This window comes from Pseudomonas sp. LAP_36 (assembly GCF_019456785.1).
Lineage (GTDB): Bacteria > Pseudomonadota > Gammaproteobacteria > Pseudomonadales > Pseudomonadaceae > Aquipseudomonas > Aquipseudomonas tritici.
The window spans coordinates 390,632-408,438 of the sequence record NZ_JAHZMS010000004.1 but is presented as its reverse complement, the minus strand read 5'-3'; the positions used below and the strand labels follow the sequence as shown (position 1 = coordinate 408,438).

The 17,807-nt window shown below is 60.7% G+C and carries 19 protein-coding genes; 2 read left to right on the top strand and 17 right to left on the bottom strand.

Annotated elements, in window-relative coordinates:
- The first annotated feature begins 300 nt into the window (after window positions 1-300).
- Complete coding sequence (locus JBO08_RS16645) at window positions 301-1,194, top strand: sensor histidine kinase (RefSeq protein WP_065873410.1); 894 nt, start codon at window positions 301-303, stop codon at window positions 1,192-1,194.
- On the top strand, window positions 1,191-1,850 hold the full coding sequence (locus tag JBO08_RS16640) for a response regulator transcription factor (protein WP_065873411.1): 660 nt from the start codon (window positions 1,191-1,193) through the stop codon (window positions 1,848-1,850). Before JBO08_RS16645 ends, JBO08_RS16640 begins: the two co-directional genes overlap by 4 nt.
- Here the strand turns inward: JBO08_RS16640 and yegS are convergent.
- The 17 genes from yegS to JBO08_RS16555 all read right to left on the bottom strand — a co-directional run bounded on the left by yegS (window position 1,809) and on the right by JBO08_RS16555 (window position 17,713).
- Complete coding sequence (gene yegS, locus JBO08_RS16635) at window positions 1,809-2,729, bottom strand: lipid kinase YegS (protein ID WP_065873412.1); 921 nt, start codon at window positions 2,727-2,729, stop codon at window positions 1,809-1,811. The two genes, JBO08_RS16640 and yegS, sit on opposite strands and share 42 nt — an antisense overlap.
- A gap of 222 nt (window positions 2,730-2,951) precedes the next feature.
- Window positions 2,952-3,344, bottom strand: a complete 393-nt coding sequence (locus JBO08_RS16630; RefSeq protein ID WP_065873413.1) for a DUF2802 domain-containing protein — start codon at window positions 3,342-3,344, stop codon at window positions 2,952-2,954.
- Window positions 3,345-3,827, bottom strand: a complete 483-nt coding sequence (locus JBO08_RS16625; protein ID WP_003236843.1) for a chemotaxis protein CheW — start codon at window positions 3,825-3,827, stop codon at window positions 3,345-3,347.
- An 80-nt stretch (window positions 3,828-3,907) separates the two neighbouring features.
- Entirely contained in the window at window positions 3,908-4,699 is a 792-nt protein-coding gene (locus JBO08_RS16620) for a CheW domain-containing protein (RefSeq protein WP_065873414.1), read from the bottom strand.
- Window positions 4,699-5,487, bottom strand: a complete 789-nt coding sequence (locus tag JBO08_RS16615; protein ID WP_065873415.1) for a ParA family protein — start codon at window positions 5,485-5,487, stop codon at window positions 4,699-4,701. The genes JBO08_RS16620 and JBO08_RS16615 overlap by 1 nt, the downstream gene beginning before the upstream one ends.
- Window positions 5,488-5,538: 51 nt before the next feature.
- The gene (motD, locus tag JBO08_RS16610) at window positions 5,539-6,426 is read right to left on the bottom strand and encodes a flagellar motor protein MotD (RefSeq protein WP_049712169.1); all 888 of its coding nucleotides are present in this window, start codon (window positions 6,424-6,426) and stop codon (window positions 5,539-5,541) included.
- A 15-nt stretch (window positions 6,427-6,441) separates the two neighbouring features.
- Window positions 6,442-7,182, bottom strand: coding sequence for a flagellar motor protein (locus JBO08_RS16605; protein WP_033900785.1), 741 nt, complete (start codon window positions 7,180-7,182; stop codon window positions 6,442-6,444).
- Entirely contained in the window at window positions 7,182-8,312 is a 1,131-nt protein-coding gene (locus tag JBO08_RS16600; protein WP_065873416.1) for a chemotaxis response regulator protein-glutamate methylesterase, read from the bottom strand. Before JBO08_RS16600 ends, JBO08_RS16605 begins: the two co-directional genes overlap by 1 nt.
- Before the next feature lie 47 nt (window positions 8,313-8,359).
- Window positions 8,360-10,576 (bottom strand): chemotaxis protein CheA, encoded by a 2,217-nt coding sequence (locus tag JBO08_RS16595; protein WP_220074771.1) that lies wholly within the window; start codon window positions 10,574-10,576, stop codon window positions 8,360-8,362.
- Window positions 10,577-10,587: 11 nt separating this feature from the next.
- Entirely contained in the window at window positions 10,588-11,376 is a 789-nt protein-coding gene (locus JBO08_RS16590) for a protein phosphatase CheZ (protein WP_065873738.1), read from the bottom strand.
- An 18-nt stretch (window positions 11,377-11,394) separates the two neighbouring features.
- Entirely contained in the window at window positions 11,395-11,769 is a 375-nt protein-coding gene (locus tag JBO08_RS16585) for a chemotaxis response regulator CheY (protein WP_015885173.1), read from the bottom strand.
- Between the two features lie 169 nt (window positions 11,770-11,938).
- Window positions 11,939-12,679, bottom strand: coding sequence for an RNA polymerase sigma factor FliA (gene fliA, locus JBO08_RS16580; RefSeq protein WP_049712165.1), 741 nt, complete (start codon window positions 12,677-12,679; stop codon window positions 11,939-11,941).
- The gene (gene fleN, locus JBO08_RS16575) at window positions 12,676-13,509 is read right to left on the bottom strand and encodes a flagellar synthesis regulator FleN (protein WP_003192912.1); all 834 of its coding nucleotides are present in this window, start codon (window positions 13,507-13,509) and stop codon (window positions 12,676-12,678) included. Before fleN ends, fliA begins: the two co-directional genes overlap by 4 nt.
- Before the next feature lie 106 nt (window positions 13,510-13,615).
- A complete protein-coding gene (gene flhF, locus JBO08_RS16570) occupies window positions 13,616-14,932 on the bottom strand; it encodes a flagellar biosynthesis protein FlhF (RefSeq protein WP_065891081.1) in 1,317 nt (438 codons plus the stop codon).
- Between the two features lie 12 nt (window positions 14,933-14,944).
- The gene (flhA, locus tag JBO08_RS16565; protein ID WP_189683241.1) at window positions 14,945-17,059 is read right to left on the bottom strand and encodes a flagellar biosynthesis protein FlhA; all 2,115 of its coding nucleotides are present in this window, start codon (window positions 17,057-17,059) and stop codon (window positions 14,945-14,947) included.
- Window positions 17,060-17,249: 190 nt separating this feature from the next.
- Window positions 17,250-17,453 (bottom strand): cold-shock protein, encoded by a 204-nt coding sequence (locus JBO08_RS16560; protein WP_065873740.1) that lies wholly within the window; start codon window positions 17,451-17,453, stop codon window positions 17,250-17,252.
- 44 nt (window positions 17,454-17,497) lie between these two features.
- Window positions 17,498-17,713, bottom strand: coding sequence for a cold-shock protein (locus JBO08_RS16555; RefSeq protein ID WP_256548043.1), 216 nt, complete (start codon window positions 17,711-17,713; stop codon window positions 17,498-17,500).
- Window positions 17,714-17,807: the final 94 nt, after the last annotated feature.

Genomic DNA, 17,807 nt, shown 5'->3' with positions numbered 1-17,807 from the left:
ATCAAATGGAATTGAATCCCACCCACGCAATATCAATTAGCCATTAACGGTAATAACGATACAAATTCACGGAAGTAATATAACCCCTCACTTCATGAACTCCGGGAATACCGCCTGGAACATTTGCACGTTTAATAACCCAGCCAGGCGACCAACGGTAATAGTGGTGGTACTATGCCCCGCTCGAAGTGACCCAACTTCATCAAGCTTGAAAACGATTCGATAACGCATTCCAAACAGAGCCCTGTCAGCCGCCATGACCGGTCTTCCCGCAGCGAACCCTCATTGGCTCCATCCGCTATGTACGCCAGCCTCAAGACACTCATCGCAAGGTCCGCGTCCCGCAGCAATGCACGCCGTTTGATCCTCGCCCTGTGCCTTGGCTCGCTGTTGCTGAGCCTCTGGACCTATACCCGTTCTGCGCCCTTGCCGCTGCTGGTGATTGTGCTCAACCTGGCCACCCTGCTCGTGATGGGCCTGCAACAGTGGCGCTCGCGCAAATCCATCAAGTTCCAGCCCCAGGAATTGGCCGACCGCCTGCTGCAAGTCCAGGAAAACGAACGCCACCGCCTCAGCCGCGAGCTGCATGACGATATCGGCCAACTGCTCACCGCCGCCAAGCTGCAAAGCGAATGGCTCAAGCGCCGCCTGCCGGACGACCTGCAAAGCCAGTGCACGGTGCTGTGCAACACCCTGAATGAAACCCTGGCCAAGGTGCGCGACGTCTCCGCCATTCTCAATCCTCGCCAGCTGGCCAGCCTGGGCCTGGAAGCCAGCCTGCGCGCGCACCTGCTCAAGACCCTGGAAAACACCCAGGTGTGCTGGAGCCTGGAATGCCAGCAACGGCTGACCGGTATTCCGGAAGAAATGGCGGTAGCGGCCTTTCGCATCACCCAGGAAGCGGTGACCAACATGCTACGCCACGCCCAGGCGGGTAACCTGCTGGTCCGCCTGCAACGCCTGCCCGAGGGCCTCTCGCTGAGTATCTGCGATGACGGCCAGGGTTTTTCGCCGGCCATCAACCCTGCCCTGGAAGGCCAACGGGGCATGGCCGGCATGTCCGAGCGGGTTGATCAGCTTGGCGGTTCATTATCCGTCAGCAGCCAGCCAGGCAAAGGGACACGGATCGACGCGCTTTTCCCCTGGGCGCCCCGCGCCCTTGAACGGGCCAGTTCCCCTAAGGTTATCGAGTGACCTGCAAATTACTCCTGGTGGATGACCACGCTTTGATCCGGGCCGGCGTACGCGCGCTGGTCCAGGACATTCCCGGCTACACCGTCATCGGCGAAGCCAGCGATGGCGCGCAACTACTTGAGCAGTTCAGCGCCTTGCTGCCCGATATCGTGTTATTGGACCTGTCGATGAAGCACACCGGCGGCCTGGATGCCTTGCAGCAACTCAAGCGAGCCTACCCCAAGAGCCGCGTACTGATTCTGTCGATGCACACTGACCCGGAACTGATCATGCGCGCGCTGGAATCCGGCGCCCATGGCTACCTGCTCAAGGACACCACCGCCAACGAGCTGGAACACGCGCTGCTGGCCTTGCGCAACAACGAACGTTACCTGAGCCCGGCGATTGCCCACACGGTAATCAACCAGGCGCTGGTCCGTAGCCAGGGGCCCGCCACGCCCGCCGCGCACAGCCATAACCTCACGGCGCGGCAGCTGGAAATCCTGCGCTTGATCGTGCGCGGCAAGTCCACCCGGGAAATCGCACACGGCTTGGGCTTGAGCATCAAGACCGTGGAAGCGCACCGCTCGCAAATCATGAAACGCCTGCAGATTTTCGACGTGGCCGGCCTGGTGTTATTTGCCGTGCGCGAGCAGATCATCAGCCTGGACGACTAACGGCGAATCCACCGGCAGGTGCACGCGCAAGGCCTTGGGCAAGGCCTCGAAGTGCAGGTCGTCGCCCTCCAGCGGCTCGCCATCCAAGTTGATGTACAAGCCTTGCGCAACCTTGATATTCACCCACGGCAGCCGTGCACGGACAAACATGGTGTCCAGGCCCCAGCCATTGGTCATCAGCTCACGCAGCGTGCCGACCACTTCCTGCGGCGCGGGCAGGATACTGACGTCCAGCAGGCCATCATCCGCCATTGCACCGGGGCATAGCTCATGCCCACCCCCCGCCTGGCGACCGTTGCCGATACCCAAGGCGAGCAACTCGCCCTTCCAGTGAAAATCGGGACCATCCAGCTCGGCGTAGGCGGCCTTCAACTCGCTGAACCGCGACAGGCCGGTGAACAGGTATGCGGCGCCGCCGAGCACCTTCTTCAAGTCTTCGGAAGTGTTGGCAGTGACCTGGCTGCCAAAACCGCCGGTGGCCATATTGAGGAAAATTTGCCCGCCCACCTTACCGAGGTCGATGGCCCGTGGCGGCACGTCCAGCAGCGCCAGGGCCTGGGCGGGTTCCAGCGGCACACCGGCAGCCTTGGCGAAGTCGTTGGCGGTGCCCAAGGGCATCAGCACCAGGCTGGCGTCGGTTTTGGCCTGGGCCATGGCTTCGGCCACATCACGCAAGGTACCGTCGCCGCCGCCGGCGATGATATGGGTGTAGCCGTCGGTGAGGGCTTCATTGACCAGGCGCTGGGCGTCACCGCCCTCCCACGTCACCCGCACCGCCAGCTCGCCGCCCTGCTCGCGCCGGGCCTTCACGGCATCGCGCACATCCTCGTTGAGGGCTTGCTTGCCGTGGAGGATCAACAGTGCCTTGGGGGTGGTCATGGGTGGGTTACTCCTGGATTCAAAGGTGCTTGAAGGATGTGGACCTTTGGCGAGGAGAAAAAAGCCATGGAATGGGAAAATAATTGGATGACTGAGTACCTATCCATTTTTTAGGTAACGGCCACTACTTTTGGATCCTTCCAAAAGTGACCCGCTGTAAGAGCGGAACCATAGGTAGTCGTTACCGCAGGAATGGATATGTACGCCGAGCAAAGCCCACAGTCAGCTCTTATGCAGCTTACTCATCAACTGCGCCTCAGCCTGCGTCAACCCACACGACTGCGTCAGCTCATCCACCGTAGCCCCCATCCCCACCAACTTGGCGGCCTGGGCAAACGACAGACTCGAGGGATCCCGCTGCTCAATCTGCGCCAGCTTATCCGGGATCGGCGCAAGGATCGCGCGCAGTTCATGCACCTCATCCCCAACCTTCACCGCACTCTGCTGGTAATGATCGACTCGCTTTACCAACTCAAGCACGCGCCGGTCACGCACAGCATCGCGCTCAGCCTGCTGCAACAACAACTCGCGTTGCTGGCGCACATAGCGCAGCAGGAATGCCAACGTCCCGGCCCACAACAGGGCCAGGACAATTACCGCTGCTTCAAGAAACAATCAGATGTTCTCCAGATCCGACCATTCTTCTTCGCTCATCATCTTGTCCAGCTCAACCAGAATCAGCAGTTCGCCGTTCTTGTTGCACACGCCCTGGATGAACTTGGCGGACTCTTCGTTACCCACGTTCGGCGCGGTTTCAACTTCGGATTGGCGCAGGTAGACCACTTCGGCCACGCTATCGACCATGATCCCGACCACTTGCTTGTCGGCCTCGATGATGACGATACGCGTATTGTCGTTGACTTCGGTCGGCACCAGGCCGAAACGCTGGCGGGTGTCGATCACCGTCACCACGTTGCCGCGCAGGTTGATGATGCCCAGCACGTAGCTCGGTGCACCCGGTACCGGGGCAATCTCGGTGTAGCGCAGCACTTCCTGCACGCGCATCACGTTAATGCCATAGGACTCGTTGTCCAGTTTGAAGGTAACCCATTGCAGGATCGGATCATCCAAACCTTGTGCGGACGCTGACTTGTTCATACCCCTGACCCCTTCAAATGCCGTTTTACACGGCGTGTGTGCTTCGCTGACCGCATTCACATGCGGCCCTTATTGTTCAATCAACTGCGTTTAGTTATTGGCATCGACTTGGCGGCGCCACTGGCGATCAACTCGGCCAGTTCGGAAACATCAAGCAACGCGCACATGTGTTCAATCACGGTGCCCGCCAGCCAAGGCCGTTGACCCCGATGGCTGCGCCATTTGATTTCGTTCGGGTCCAGGCGCAACGAGCGGCTGACTTGATGCACGGCCAGCCCCCACTCGTAGCCCTGCACCGAGATCACGTATTGCAAGCCCTGGCGGAAGTCGTCGCGGTAACGGTCAGGCATGACCCAGCGCGCGGTATCGAGGACTTTCAGGTTGCCGGCCTGGCTGGGTAGGATGCCGAGAAACCACTCCGGTTGCCCGAACAGTGGCGTCAGTTCCTGGCCTTCCAGTGAATAAATCGAGCCCAGGCACACCAGCGGCACCGCCAGGGTCAACCCGGCGACGTCGAACAGCAGGCATTCAAACGGCTCTGCAGCCCAGCTCGGGCGGCCATCACCGGTCACCGGCGGCGGCGTGATGCTCGGTGGCAGGTGCACTTCCACCACCGGCTCGAGCACGACGGGCGCAACCACCACAGGCGCGGTCACAACCGGCGTAATCGGCACCACAACCTGCGCATCTCGGGCTTGCTCTTCCAGCACCGCCAACTGGAATTCATCCAGCAAGGCCACTGGTTCGACAGCCGGCTCCAGCACCAGGATCGGTTCCGGCAGTTCTTGCGCGGTCGCATCCTGCAGCAAGGCATCCAGGTAGGATTCCAGTGCCAGTTGCGGCCGGGTCTTGAGTTTGGTGGGCCGGTTCATCACGCCACCTGCGCCACAAGCTGCTGGGACAGCAGGTGCTTGAGCAATGCGCGGTAGGCAAGGACGCCACGGCTCTTGCCGTCGAACTGCGACGGTGTGAGGCCTGCACGGCTGGCGTCCCGCAGGCGCGTGTCCACCGGGATGTAGCCGTTCCAGATGGCCTCCGGGTAGGCATCGCGCAATACGCGCAGGGTGCCGAGGGACGCCTGGGTGCGACGGTCGAACAAGGTCGGCACGATGCTGTACGGCAGCGCCTGTTTGCGCGAGCGGTTGATCATCGCCAGAGTGCTGACCATGCGCTCCAGGCCTTTAACCGCCAGGTGTTCAGTCTGCACCGGGATCACCAGTTGCTGGCTGGCTGCCAGGGCGTTCACCATCAACACGCCAAGCAACGGCGGGCTGTCGATGATCGCGTAGTCGAAGTCTTGCCACAGTTGCGCCAGGGTCTTGGCGATCACCAGGCCCAGCCCGCTCTGCCCCGGCGACTGGCGCTCCAGGGTGGCCAGGGCGGTGCTGGAGGGCAGCAGGGAAATGCTTTCGTTGCTGGTAGGCAGCAGCAGTTGGCCCGGCAAATCGGCCGGCACGCTGCCTTTATGCAGGAACAGGTCGTAGTTGCTGTGTTCCAGCGCATCCGGGTCGTAGCCGAAATAGCTGGTCATGGAGCCGTGAGGGTCCAGGTCCACCACGACCACACGCTTGCCCGCCTCAGCGAGCAAACCGGCTAAGGCGATGGAGGTGGTGGTCTTGCCGACTCCACCTTTTTGATTGGCAACTGCCCAGACTCTCATTCGGTTGGTTCCTCCCGGCGGGCACAGGCGCGACCGAGACATTGCATAGGGTTATTGAGCCGGCGACGGAGAATTGACGGCACTCTGACGAACCGGCGGCTTTGCAGGTGCCGGTGCAGTTTGTGTGCCAGCCCGCTTCAACGCCGCATCCGGAGTTGCATTGGCAGTGCCGGTACCGGTCAGGCTGCGGCGCACATCCAGGTTGCGCGACACCACCAGCACCACCCGACGATTGCGTGCGCGGCCTTCTACCGTGGCGTTATTCGCCACCGGCTGGAACTCGCCGTACCCTACCGACGCCAGGCGCCCGGGGTTCACGCCCTGCATCGCGAGCATGCGCACGATGCTCGACGCCCGTGCTGCCGAAAGCTCCCAGTTGGTCGGGTACTGCGCGGTGGCGATCGGGAAATTGTCGGTAAAGCCTTCAACGTGGATCGGGTTTTCGAACGGCTTCAGAATCGTCGCCACCTTGTCGATGATGGTGAATGCCTGGTCGCTGGGCATCGCATCGGCACTGGCAAACAGCAGGCTGGAATTAAGCTCGATCTCCACCCACAACTCATTGCCACGCACGGTCATCTGGTTGGAACTGATCAAGTCGCCAAACGCGGCACTGATGTCGTCGGCGATGCTTTTCAGCGGATCGCTGGTGCCACCGACGCCGGCAGCGGTTTCATCGCTATCGTTGACCAGCGGCTTGGCCGGGGTCACGGTCTTGGGCCGTTCTTCGCCGATCGGGATCGGCTTGAGGGCGCGGTCGGCGTCGTTGAACACGCCAATCAGCGCCTGGGAAATGACTTTGTACTTGCCTTCGTTAATCGACGAGATCGAGTACATCACCACGAAAAACGCGAACAGCAAAGTGATGAAGTCCGCGTAGGACACCAGCCACCGTTCGTGGTTGACGTGTTCTTCAGGCTCGCGACGACGACGGCTCATAATCGATATCTCCCATCAATCCATGAAGCCCTGGAGCTTCAATTCGATGGAACGCGGGTTCTCGCCCTCGGCAATCGACAGAATGCCTTCGAGCAACATTTCGCGGTAACGCGACTGGCGCATGGCAATCGACTTGAGCTTGCTGGCCACCGGCAACAACACCAGGTTGGCACTGGCCACACCGTAGATGGTGGCGACAAATGCCACGGCAATACCGCTGCCCAGTTGCGACGGATCGGCGAGGTTGCCCATCACGTGGATCAGGCCCATCACCGCACCGATGATGCCGATGGTCGGCGCGTAGCCGCCCATGCTTTCATAGACTTTGGCGGCGTTGATGTCGCGGCTTTCCTGGGTGTAGAAATCCACTTCCAGGATGCTGCGGATCGCTTCCGGCTCGGCGCCGTCCACCAGTAATTGCAGGCCTTTGCGCGCGTAGCTGTCGGGCTCCGCATCGGCCACGCCTTCCAGGCCCAGCAGGCCTTCCTTGCGTGCGGTGAGGCTCCAGTTGACCACGCGGTCGATGCCGCCTGGCAGGTCCACGCGAGGCGGGAAAATGATCCATATCAGAATCTGCATGGCGCGCTTGAACGAGCTCATGGGCGATTGCAGCAACGCCGCGCCCACGGTGCCACCGATCACGATCAGCGCCGCCGGGCCGTTGGCCAGGGCGCCGAGGTGGCCGCCCTCAAGGTAGTTGCCGCCGATAATCGCGACAAACGCCATGATGATGCCGATCAGGCTCAAGACATCCATCAGAGGCAAGCCTCCACCAGATGCTTGCCAATGTCGTCCAGGCTGTAGACCGCGTCGGCCAGGTCCGCTTTGACGATGGCCATGGGCATGCCATAGATCACACAGCTGGCTTCGTCCTGGGCCCAGATGGCGCTGCCGCCCTGCTTGAGCAGGCGCGCGCCTTCACGGCCGTCGGCGCCCATGCCGGTGAGCACCACCGCCAGAACTTTGTCGCCGTAGGACTTGGCGGCCGAACCAAAGGTGATATCCACGCACGGCTTGTAGTTCAGGCGCTCATCGCCCGGCAGGATTTTGATCGCACCACGGCCATCCACCATCATCTGCTTGCCACCCGGGGCCAGCAGCGCCAGGCCAGGACGCAGGATGTCGCCATCCTCGGCTTCCTTGACGCTGATGCGGCACAGCTTGTCCAGGCGCTCGGCAAAGGCCTTGGTGAAGGCGGCAGGCATGTGCTGGATCAACACGATCGGCGCCGGGAAATTGGCCGGCAGTTGGGTCAATACGCGTTGCAGGGCAACCGGGCCGCCCGTGGACGTACCAATAGCGACCAGCTTGTAGGCTTTACGCTTAGGTGCAGGCGAATGCGCACTTGGCGCAGACGCACGTGCCGGCATCACCGCAGGCCGTGCAACCGGGGCCGGGGCCGGAGCTGGGCGACTGAATGAGGAACTAGCGGGTGCAGCAGGGGCCACCACCGGTGCAGGCGCTGGCGCGCTGAATAAGCTGCGACGGTTACTGCGCGAAATGCTGTGCACCTTCTCGCACAGCATCTGCTTGACCTTCTCAGGATTGCGCGAGATGTCTTCGAAATTCTTCGGCAAGAAGTCCACTGCGCCAGCGTCCAACGCGTCGAGGGTCACTCGGGCGCCTTCGTGGGTCAGCGAGGAGAACATCAATACCGGGGTCGGGCAGCGTTGCATGATGTGCCGAACTGCCGTGATGCCATCCATCATCGGCATCTCGTAGTCCATGGTGATCACGTCCGGTTTCAACGCAATGGCTTGATCAATCGCCTCTTTACCGTTGGTGGCCGTGCCGACCACCTGGATCGTTGGATCAGCGGAAAGAATTTCCGAGACGCGGCGACGGAAGAAACCCGAATCGTCCACCACCAGGACCTTGACTGCCATAAACACTCCGTTAGGCGGGGCGGGCTAACCGCCCTGCCCCACCAGAATCAAATACGCCGAGCGGCGTAACGCTTGAGCATGCTCGGAACATCGAGAATCAGCGCGATCCGACCGTCACCGGTGATGGTCGCACCCGACATGCCCGGGGTTCCCTGCAGCATTTTGCCCAAAGGCTTGATGACCACCTCTTCCTGGCCAACCAACTGATCGACGACAAAGCCGATACGCTGGGTGCCCACGGAGAGAATCACCACATGGCCTTCGCGCTGCTCTTCATGGGCAGCCGAAGCGACCAGCCAGCGCTTGAGGTAGAACAGTGGCAACGCCTTGTCGCGCACAATCACCACTTCCTGGCCGTCCACCACGTTGGTGCGCGACAGGTCGAGGTGGAAGATCTCGTTGACGTTGACCAGCGGGAAGGCGAAGGCCTGGTTGCCCAGCATCACCATCAGGGTCGGCATGATCGCCAGGGTCAACGGCACCTTGATGACAATCTTCGAGCCCTGGCCCTTGGTCGAGTAGATGTTGATCGAGCCGTTGAGCTGGCTGATCTTGGTCTTCACCACGTCCATGCCCACACCGCGACCAGACACGTCGGAAATCTCGGTTTTGGTCGAGAAGCCCGGGGCAAAGATCAGGTTGTAGCATTCGCTATCGGTCAGGCGGTCGGCGGCGTCCTTGTCCATCACGCCACGCTTGACTGCGATATTACGCAATATGGCCGGGTCCATGCCTTTGCCGTCATCGGTGATCGACAGCAGGATGTGGTCGCCCTCTTGCTCCGCCGCCAGGATCACCTTGCCGCCACGGGACTTGCCCGAGGCTTCGCGTTCTTCCGGGGTTTCGACGCCGTGGTCGACGGCGTTGCGCACCAAGTGGACCAGCGGGTCGGCCAGGGCCTCGACAAGGTTCTTGTCGAGGTCGGTTTCTTCACCCACCAGTTCCAGGTTGATCTCTTTCTTCAACTGGCGCGCCAAGTCGCGAACCAGGCGCGGGAAGCGGCCGAAGACTTTCTTGATCGGCTGCATCCGCGTTTTCATCACGGCGGTCTGCAGGTCGGCAGTCACCACATCCAGGTTCGACACGGCCTTTTGCATGGCTTCATCGCCGCTGCTCAGGCCCAGGCGCACCAGGCGATTACGCACCAGTACCAGTTCGCCGACCATGTTCATGATGTCGTCCAGGCGTGCGGTATCAACGCGCACGGTGGTTTCGGCTTCACTGGCAGGCTTCTCGGCAACCGGTGCCGCTGCAGCACGTGCAGGCGCCGGAGCGGCGGCCGGTGCGGGCGCAGGCTTGGCGGCCGGTGCAGGGGCGGCGGCTTTGGCGGCAACCGGTGCAGCCGTGGCCACCGCAGCGGCCGGAGCAACTTCGCTGAACTTGCCCTTGCCGTGCAACTCGTCCAACAGGGATTCGAATTCGTGATCGGAAATCAACCCATCGCCTGCCGGTGCAGCAGCGGCAGGCGCTGCACTGCTGGCAGCCGCTGCAGGCGTGGCGGCGACGGCCGGCAAGGCATCGGCCGCGAAGGTGCCCTTGCCATGCAGTTGGTCGAGCAACGCTTCAAATTCGTCGTCGGTAATGTCAGTGCTGACGGGCGCGGCAGGTGCCGCGGCAGCCGCCGCCGGTGGCACGGCGTCGGCCGCGAACTGGCCTTTGCCGTGCAACTGGTCGAGCAGGGACTCGAACTCAGCGTCGGTAATGTCTTCGCTGGTCGGCGCCGCTGCCGGAGCAACGGCGGCCGGTGCTTCTGCCTCGGCCTTGACGGCACTGAGGGAGTTGAGCAGCTGTTCGAACTCGCTGTCGGTCACGTCCGGCTCGGCCTCAGCCAACGGCTCAGGCGCCGCTTCTGCTACCGGCGCAGCCGACAGGTCGGCGGGCTCCGCATAACGTGCCAGCGCAGCCAACAGTTCCGGCGTGGCCGCGGTGATCGGGGAACGTTCGCGGACTTCGCTGAACATCCCGTTGACCGCATCCAGTGCTTCGAGAATCACGTCCATCAACTCCGAATCAACGTGACGCTCACCCTTGCGCAGGATGTCGAACACGTTCTCGGCGATGTGGCAGCACTCCACCAGCTCATGGAGCTGGAGGAAGCCGGCGCCCCCTTTTACAGTGTGAAAACCGCGAAAAATTGCATTGAGCAGGTTCGCATCATCTGGTCGGCTTTCCAGCTCGACCAGCTGTTCGGACAGCTGCTCTAAAATTTCGCCGGCCTCTACAAGGAAATCCTGAAGGATTTCTTCATCGGCGCCGAAGCTCATGTGGGTGCTCCTTAGAAGCCTAAACTGGATAACAGGTCATCAACATCATCCTGACCCGATACAACGTCTTCACGTTTATCGGCATGAATCTGCGGACCTTCACCCTTGGCGAGATGTTTTTGTGGATCTTTTTCCGAGAGGATCGCTTCGCGGTCATGTTCGATACCGGCAAAACGGTCTACCTGGCCTGCCATAAGCACTAATTTGAGCAAGTTGCTTTCCACTTCGGTGACCAACTGGGTCACACGCTTGATCACCTGGCCGGTGAGGTCCTGGTAATCCTGGGCGAGCAGAATGTCGTTGAGGTTGCTGGAAACCGTGCGGTTTTCCTGCTCGCTGCGTGACAAGAACCCTTCGACCCGACGCGCCAGCTCACGAAACTCTTCAGCCCCGACTTCGCGACGCATGAAGCGGCCCCAGTCAACGCTGAGGGCCTGGGCTTCGGTGGCCATGCCATTGACCAGGGGCGTGGCATTTTCCACCAGGTCCATGGTGCGGTTGGCCGCCGCCTCAGTCAGCCTGACCACGTAGGACAGGCGTTCGGTGGCATCGGTGATTTGCGAAATTTCTTCGGCCTGGGGCATATGCGGGTCAATCTGGAAATTGACGATCGCACTGTGCAGCTCGCGCGTGAGCTTGCCCACTTCCTGATACAGGCCGCGGTCACGGGTCTGGTTGAGCTCATGGATCAACTGCACCGCGTCGCCGAACTGGCCTTTTTCAAGGCTTTCGACCAACTGGTGAGCATGCTTTTTCAGGGTCGACTCAAAGTCTCCCTGTGACGTTTCTTTATGCTCCATAGCTCCCCCGCGATGGCATTAGCCGTGGATGCGTTCGAAGATTTTTTCGATCTTCTCTTTCAAGGCCAATGCAGTGAATGGCTTGACCACGTAACCGTTAACCCCGGCTTGGGCGGCTTCGATGATCTGCTCACGCTTGGCTTCGGCGGTCACCATCAGCACAGGAAGGCTGCGCAGCTTTTCGTCAGCACGCACGTGGCGCAGCAAGTCGATACCGGTCATGCCCGGCATGTTCCAGTCTGTTACCAGAAAGTCGATGCTGCCGCTGTTGAGGATCGGAATGGCTGTGATGCCGTCATCCGCCTCGACCGTGTTAGTGAACCCAAGGTCACGCAACAGGTTTTTTATGATCCGCCGCATCGTTGAGAAGTCATCAACGATGAGGATTTTCATGTTCTTGTCCAATTCGACCTCCAAGCAGTCTTAAACGCGCCCAGCACCTGGACGCGCCATTTCATTCAACAGGCATTACACAAAAAGGACTGCCGGGGCCACCACGGGTCGAACCCGCGAAGGTCAATCACCGTCGCGGTATCGTCTGCAGTGCCCCCCACACTGCCTGTCAGCGCGCTCGCCACTCTCCCAAACGCCCCCGCAAGCGGGCTGCGCACTGGCTATGCAACTGGCTGACCCGCGATTCACTGACCCCCAGGACCTCACCGATTTCCTTGAGGTTCAGCTCTTCGTCGTAGTACAGCGCCAACACCAGCCGCTCACGCTCCGGCAAATTGGCAATCGCTTCCGCCAGCGCCCCCTGGAAGCGTTCATCTTCCAAGTCGCGCGATGGCTCCATATGAGCGCTCGCGCCGTCTTCGTGCAGCCCTTCGTGTTCGCCGTCCTGCAACAGGTCGTCGAAACTGAACAAGCGGCTGCCCAAGGTATCGTTCAAAATCCCGTAATAATCGTCGAGACTCAATTGGAGTTCGGCCGCAACTTCGTGATCTTTAGCGTCGCGACCGGTTTTTGCTTCAATTGCGCGAATTGCGTCACTGACCATGCGCGTATTGCGGTGTACCGAACGCGGCGCCCAGTCGCCTTTACGCACTTCATCGAGCATCGCGCCACGGATACGGATACCCGCATACGTCTCGAAACTCGCCCCCTTGCTCGCGTCGTATTTGGTCGACACTTCGAGCAAACCGATCATGCCGGCCTGGATCAAGTCTTCGACCTGGACGCTGGCGGGCAGGCGTGCCAGCAAGTGATAGGCAATGCGCTTGACCAAGGGCGCGTAGCGCTCGATCAACTCGCCCTGGCTGTCACGGGCAGACTTCTTGTAAGCGTTGTAGCCGTTCGCTGTCATAGCACCGGTCCTGCGCTCGTCTGATGCACCAATCGCTCGACGAAAAACTCCAGATGCCCCCGAGGGTTGGCGGGCAACGGCCAGGTATCGACCTTCTGGGCAATAGCCTTGAACGCCAATGCGCATTTGGAACGAGGGAACGCTTCGTAGACTGCACGCTGCTTTTGCACAGCCTTGCGCACACACTCGTCGTAGGGAACTGCGCCAACGTATTGTAAGGCGACATCGAGGAAGCGGTCCGTGACCTTGGTCAACTTGGCGAACAGGTTGCGCCCTTCCTGCGGGCTCTGGGCCATGTTGGCCAGGACGCGGAAGCGGTTCATGCCGTAGTCGCGGTTAAGCAGTTTGATCAGGGCGTAGGCGTCGGTGATCGAGGTGGGTTCATCGCAGACCACCAGCAAGACTTCCTGCGCGGCGCGCACGAAGCTGACCACTGACTCGCCGATCCCGGCGGCGGTGTCGATCACCAGCACGTCGAGGTTGTCGCCGATATCACTGAACGCCTGGATCAGGCCGGCATGCTGCGCTGGGCTCAGGTGCACCATGCTCTGGGTGCCAGAGGCGGCCGGCACGATGCGGATGCCACCGGGGCCCTGCAGCAGCACATCGCGCAGCTCGCAGCGGCCCTCGATCACATCGGCAAGGGTGTGTTTGGGCGTCAGCCCCAGCAGAACGTCGACGTTCGCCAGCCCCAGGTCAGCATCCAGCAGCATGACGCGACGGCCAAGCTCTGCCAGGGCCAGGGACAAATTCACTGACACGTTAGTTTTTCCGACGCCACCTTTGCCGCCGGTCACCGCGATCACCTGTACGGGATGCATGCTGCCCATTTTATTTCTTTACCTTGTCTTGCTTAGACGCAGGCTACATGGCTTGGCCGCGTGAATCGCTTGCAGACCATCGATGTAGATACATTTCATTGTGTTCATCCTGACCTCAACCCACCCGTTTTGCGGGGCTGTGGTAAAGGTCGGCGAACATATCGGCCATCGCTTCCTCGCTAGGCTCTTCTTGCATTTGCACGCTGACTGCACGGCTGACCAACTGATGACGGCGCGGCAGATGCAGATCATCCGGAATCCGCGGCCCGTCGGTCAGGTAGGCGACCGGCAATTCATGACTGATGGCCAGGCTCAGCACTTCACCCAGGCTCGCGGTTTCATCGAGCTTGGTGAGGATGCAACCGGCCAGGCCACAACGCTTGTAACTATGATACGCAGCGGTAAGAACCTGTTTCTGGCTGGTGGTTGCAAGCACCAGGTAATTCTTCGACTTGATGCCACGCCCGGCGAGGCTTTCCAGCTGCATGCGCAAGGCCGGGTCGCTGGCTTGCAGGCCGGCGGTATCGATCAGCACCACGCGCTTGCGCAGCAACGGGTCGAGGGCGTTGGCCAGGGACTGGCCCGGATCGACGTGGGTCACCGGCACATTGAGAATTCGGCCCAGGGTCTTGAGCTGTTCCTGGGCGCCAATACGGTAGCTGTCCATGCTCACCAGCGCGATATTCTGCGCGCCGTACTTGAGCACATAACGCGCCGCCAGCTTGGCCAGGGTGGTGGTCTTGCCCATGCCGGCAGGGCCGACCATGGCAATCACACCGCCCTCTTCCAGAGGTTCGATTTCCGGCGTGGTGATCATCCGCGCCAGGTGCGCCAACAACATGCGCCAGGCCTGGCGTGGCTCTTCGATTTCGGTGGTCAGGGCCAGCAGGTCGCGCGACAACGGGCCGGACAGGCCGATGCGTTGCAGGCGGCGCCACAGGTTGGCCTGTAGCGGCTTGCTGCCTTGCAACTGCGTCCAGGCCAGCGAGCCTAGCTGCACTTCGAGCAGTTCGCGCAGGCCGTTGAGTTCAAACCGCATCGAGTCGAACACACGCTGGTCGACGCCAGCAGCCGGGGCTGGTGCGGCGGGACGCGGCGGTTCTTTGAAGGTCGGCTCAACCAACGGCTCGGAAGCCGTCAGCGGCAAGCCAGCGAACAATTGGCGATTGGTGGTGGCATCGCTGTCGCCACGCATGCTCAGTTCAGCCTGGGCCGAGACAATGCGCGACGCGGTCTTGCGCAGCTCGTCTTCGAGCTCCATGTTCGGCACGCGCGGCGCCAGTGCCGAGGGGGTGTAATCCAGGGCAGCCGTCAGCTCGACACCGCCGGCAATACGACGGTTTCCGATAATCGCGGCGTCGGCGCCCAGCTCATCACGAACCAGTTTCATGGCCTGACGCATATCGGCGGCGAAAAAACGCTTAACTTGCATAACCCACTACCCTCAGCCGTTCGGCCCTACTGTCGCGACGATAGTCACTTGCTTATTGTCAGGAATTTCCTGATAAGCCAAAACGTGCAAATTCGGTACTGCCAGGCGCCCAAACCGCGACAACATCGCCCGGACCGGGCCCGCCACCAGCAGGATCACTGGTTGGCCCTGCATTTCCTGGCGCTGCGCGGCGTCGATCAACGAACGTTGCAGCTTCTCAGCCATGCTTGGCTCCAGCAGGACGCCCTCTTCCTGGCCTTGCCCTGCCTTCTGAATACTATTCAGCAAAATCTGTTCCAACCTTGGTTCCAAGGTGATCACAGGCAGCTCGGAGTCAAGCCCTACAATGCTTTGCACGATTGCGCGGGACAATCCGACGCGCACCGCAGCCACCAAGGCGGCAGTATCTTGACTCTTGGCGGCATTGTTGGCGATGGCCTCGGCGATGCTGCGAATGTCGCGCACCGGTACCTGTTCGGCCAGCAGCGCCTGCAACACCTTGAGCAATTGCGACAGCGAGAGGATGCCCGGCACCAGCTCTTCGGCGAGTTTTGGCGAGGCTTTGCCGAGCAAACCCATCAATTGCTGGACTTCCTCGTGGCCGATCAGCTCGTGGGAGTGCTTGTACAGAATCTGATTGAGGTGCGTGGCGACCACGGTGCTGGCATCCACCACCGTGTAACCGAGGGACTGCGCCTGACTGCGCTGGCTGATTTCGATCCACACCGCGTCCAGGCCAAAAGCCGGATCTTTGGCGGTGATGCCGTTGAGGCTGCCGAACACCTGCCCTGGGTTGATCGCCAGCTCGCGGTCCGGGTAAATCTCGGCTTCGGCCAGGATCACGCCCATCAAGGTCAAGCGGTAGGCGCTCGGCGCCAGGTCGAGGTTGTCGCGGATATGCACGGTAGGCATCAGAAAGCCCAAGTCCTGCGACAACTTCTTGCGCACACCCTTGATCCGCGCGAGCAATTGGCCGCCCTGGTTGCGGTCCACCAGCGGAATCAGGCGGTAGCCCACTTCCAGGCCGATCATGTCGATCGGCGTCACGTCATCCCAGCCCAACTCCTTGGTTTCCTGGGCGCGGGCCGGGGATGGCAGCAGCTCCTGCTGACGCGCAACGTCCTGCAAGGCCTGCACCTTGACCGCATTTTGTTTTTTCCAGAACAGGTACGCACCACCACCGGCAAGGGCCGCCATGCTCAGGAACGAGACGTGGGGCATGCCCGGCACGATACCCATGATCGCCATGATGCCCGCCGCCACGGCCAGCGCCTTGGGCGATGCAAACATCTGCCGGCTGATCTGCTTACCCATGTCTTCGGAGCCCGAAGCACGGGTCACCATGATCGCTGCCGCTGTGGATAACAACAGTGATGGCAATTGCGCCACTAAACCGTCACCGATGGTCAACAAGGCGTAAACCTTGCCCGCATCGCCAAAGGTCATGCCGTGCTGGAAGATGCCGACCGCGATGCCGCCGATGAGGTTGATGAACAGGATCAGCAAGCCAGCGATGGCGTCACCGCGCACGAATTTGCTGGCACCGTCCATGGAGCCGTAGAACTCGGCCTCTTGGGCCACTTCCAGGCGACGGGATTTGGCTTGGTTCTGGTCGATCAGGCCGGCGTTGAGGTCGGCGTCGATGGCCATCTGTTTGCCGGGCATGGCGTCGAGGGTAAAGCGTGCGCTCACCTCGGAAATCCGCCCGGCACCCTTGGTCACCACCACGAAGTTGATGATCATCAGGATCGCAAACACCACGATACCGACCACGTAGTTACCGCCAATCACCACCTCACCGAAGGCCTGGATCACCTTACCGGCGGCGGCGTGGCCGTCCTGGCCGTGGAGCATGACCACGCGGGTGGAGGCCACGTTGAGCGCCAGCCGCAGCAGGGTCGCCACCAGCAGGATCGTCGGGAATACCGCGAAATCCAGCGGGCGCAGAGCGTAGACGCACACCAGCAAGACGACGACGGACAGGGCAATGTTGAAGGTGAAGAACACGTCCAGCAGGAACGGCGGCATTGGCAACATCATCATTGCCAGCATCACCAGCAACAACAACGGCACACCCAGATTGCCCCGTGAGAGGTCAGTCAGGGTGGTACGTGCAGTGCCGAGCATTTGAGAGCGATCCACCACCGGTATTCCTCGTATCCCTTGAAGCAAAGTTTTGACGCTGGGAGGCGTCCTGGAGGCGGTATTGCAAGAAGCCTTCCAACTTTGGTTCCGGGCGTGGATAACCTTACAAGCGACCGAGCTCACAGGGTGTAAACCGATTCCACACTTTAACTGTGTTCGACTTATGAATGAGTTAGAGCTTACGCACGTTCCCGGCCTGTGGTCCTTTAGGCCCCTCGGTAATTTCGAACTCCACTTTTTGATGTTCATCCAAACTTTTATAGCCAGCATTTTGAATGGCTGAGTAGTGGACAAAAACATCCGGACCGCCATTTTCGGGCGTGATAAAGCCAAACCCTTTTTCCGCGTTAAACCACTTCACCGTGCCTGTTTCCATCACCGTTCTCCTGCCGTCACTTCCAAGGATTTGCGCCGGGCGTGCTAGATCAGTTTCATGCGATACGCGTAGATGCCCTTGGGGCGGTGGATTCTGGAGAACTGCACCCGCTGGCCCTTTCTAAACCACAGCCCTGCCGAACTATTGAGATCCAACATTACTGGCTCTCGCTCACCGTCCGGTTCGATCAGACCTTCTCCGGTGGTGCGGCTATAAGATTTGATCGTGCCTATCACCCTTTCCATGATCACCTCCTGCATCTCTTGATTACCTGCGCGCAGTGTCTGGCGCCATGGAACCGCAAGCGTCCAACACTGACTACTGTCAAAGTTGACAGGTAGAGGAGATTTCAAG

Bases quoted from the DNA above. Each gene is read 5' to 3' on its own strand.
- JBO08_RS16645 (WP_065873410.1), top strand. From the start codon at position 301: ATGTACGCCAGCCTCAAGACACTCATCGCAAGGTCCGCGTCCCGCAGC.
- yegS (WP_065873412.1), bottom strand. From the start codon at position 2,729: ATGACCACCCCCAAGGCACTGTTGATCCTCCACGGCAAGCAAGCCCTC.
- JBO08_RS16625 (WP_003236843.1), bottom strand. From the start codon at position 3,827: ATGAACAAGTCAGCGTCCGCACAAGGTTTGGATGATCCGATCCTGCAA.
- JBO08_RS16620 (WP_065873414.1), bottom strand. From the start codon at position 4,699: ATGAACCGGCCCACCAAACTCAAGACCCGGCCGCAACTGGCACTGGAA.
- JBO08_RS16615 (WP_065873415.1), bottom strand. From the start codon at position 5,487: ATGAGAGTCTGGGCAGTTGCCAATCAAAAAGGTGGAGTCGGCAAGACC.
- motD (WP_049712169.1), bottom strand. From the start codon at position 6,426: ATGAGCCGTCGTCGTCGCGAGCCTGAAGAACACGTCAACCACGAACGG.
- JBO08_RS16605 (WP_033900785.1), bottom strand. From the start codon at position 7,182: ATGGATGTCTTGAGCCTGATCGGCATCATCATGGCGTTTGTCGCGATT.
- JBO08_RS16600 (WP_065873416.1), bottom strand. From the start codon at position 8,312: ATGGCAGTCAAGGTCCTGGTGGTGGACGATTCGGGTTTCTTCCGTCGC.
- JBO08_RS16595 (WP_220074771.1), bottom strand. From the start codon at position 10,576: ATGAGCTTCGGCGCCGATGAAGAAATCCTTCAGGATTTCCTTGTAGAG.
- JBO08_RS16590 (WP_065873738.1), bottom strand. From the start codon at position 11,376: ATGGAGCATAAAGAAACGTCACAGGGAGACTTTGAGTCGACCCTGAAA.
- JBO08_RS16585 (WP_015885173.1), bottom strand. From the start codon at position 11,769: ATGAAAATCCTCATCGTTGATGACTTCTCAACGATGCGGCGGATCATA.
- fliA (WP_049712165.1), bottom strand. From the start codon at position 12,679: ATGACAGCGAACGGCTACAACGCTTACAAGAAGTCTGCCCGTGACAGC.
- fleN (WP_003192912.1), bottom strand. From the start codon at position 13,509: ATGGGCAGCATGCATCCCGTACAGGTGATCGCGGTGACCGGCGGCAAA.
- flhF (WP_065891081.1), bottom strand. From the start codon at position 14,932: ATGCAAGTTAAGCGTTTTTTCGCCGCCGATATGCGTCAGGCCATGAAA.
- flhA (WP_189683241.1), bottom strand. From the start codon at position 17,059: ATGCTCGGCACTGCACGTACCACCCTGACTGACCTCTCACGGGGCAAT.
- JBO08_RS16560 (WP_065873740.1), bottom strand. From the start codon at position 17,453: ATGGAAACAGGCACGGTGAAGTGGTTTAACGCGGAAAAAGGGTTTGGC.
- JBO08_RS16555 (WP_256548043.1), bottom strand. From the start codon at position 17,713: ATGCAGGAGGTGATCATGGAAAGGGTGATAGGCACGATCAAATCTTAT.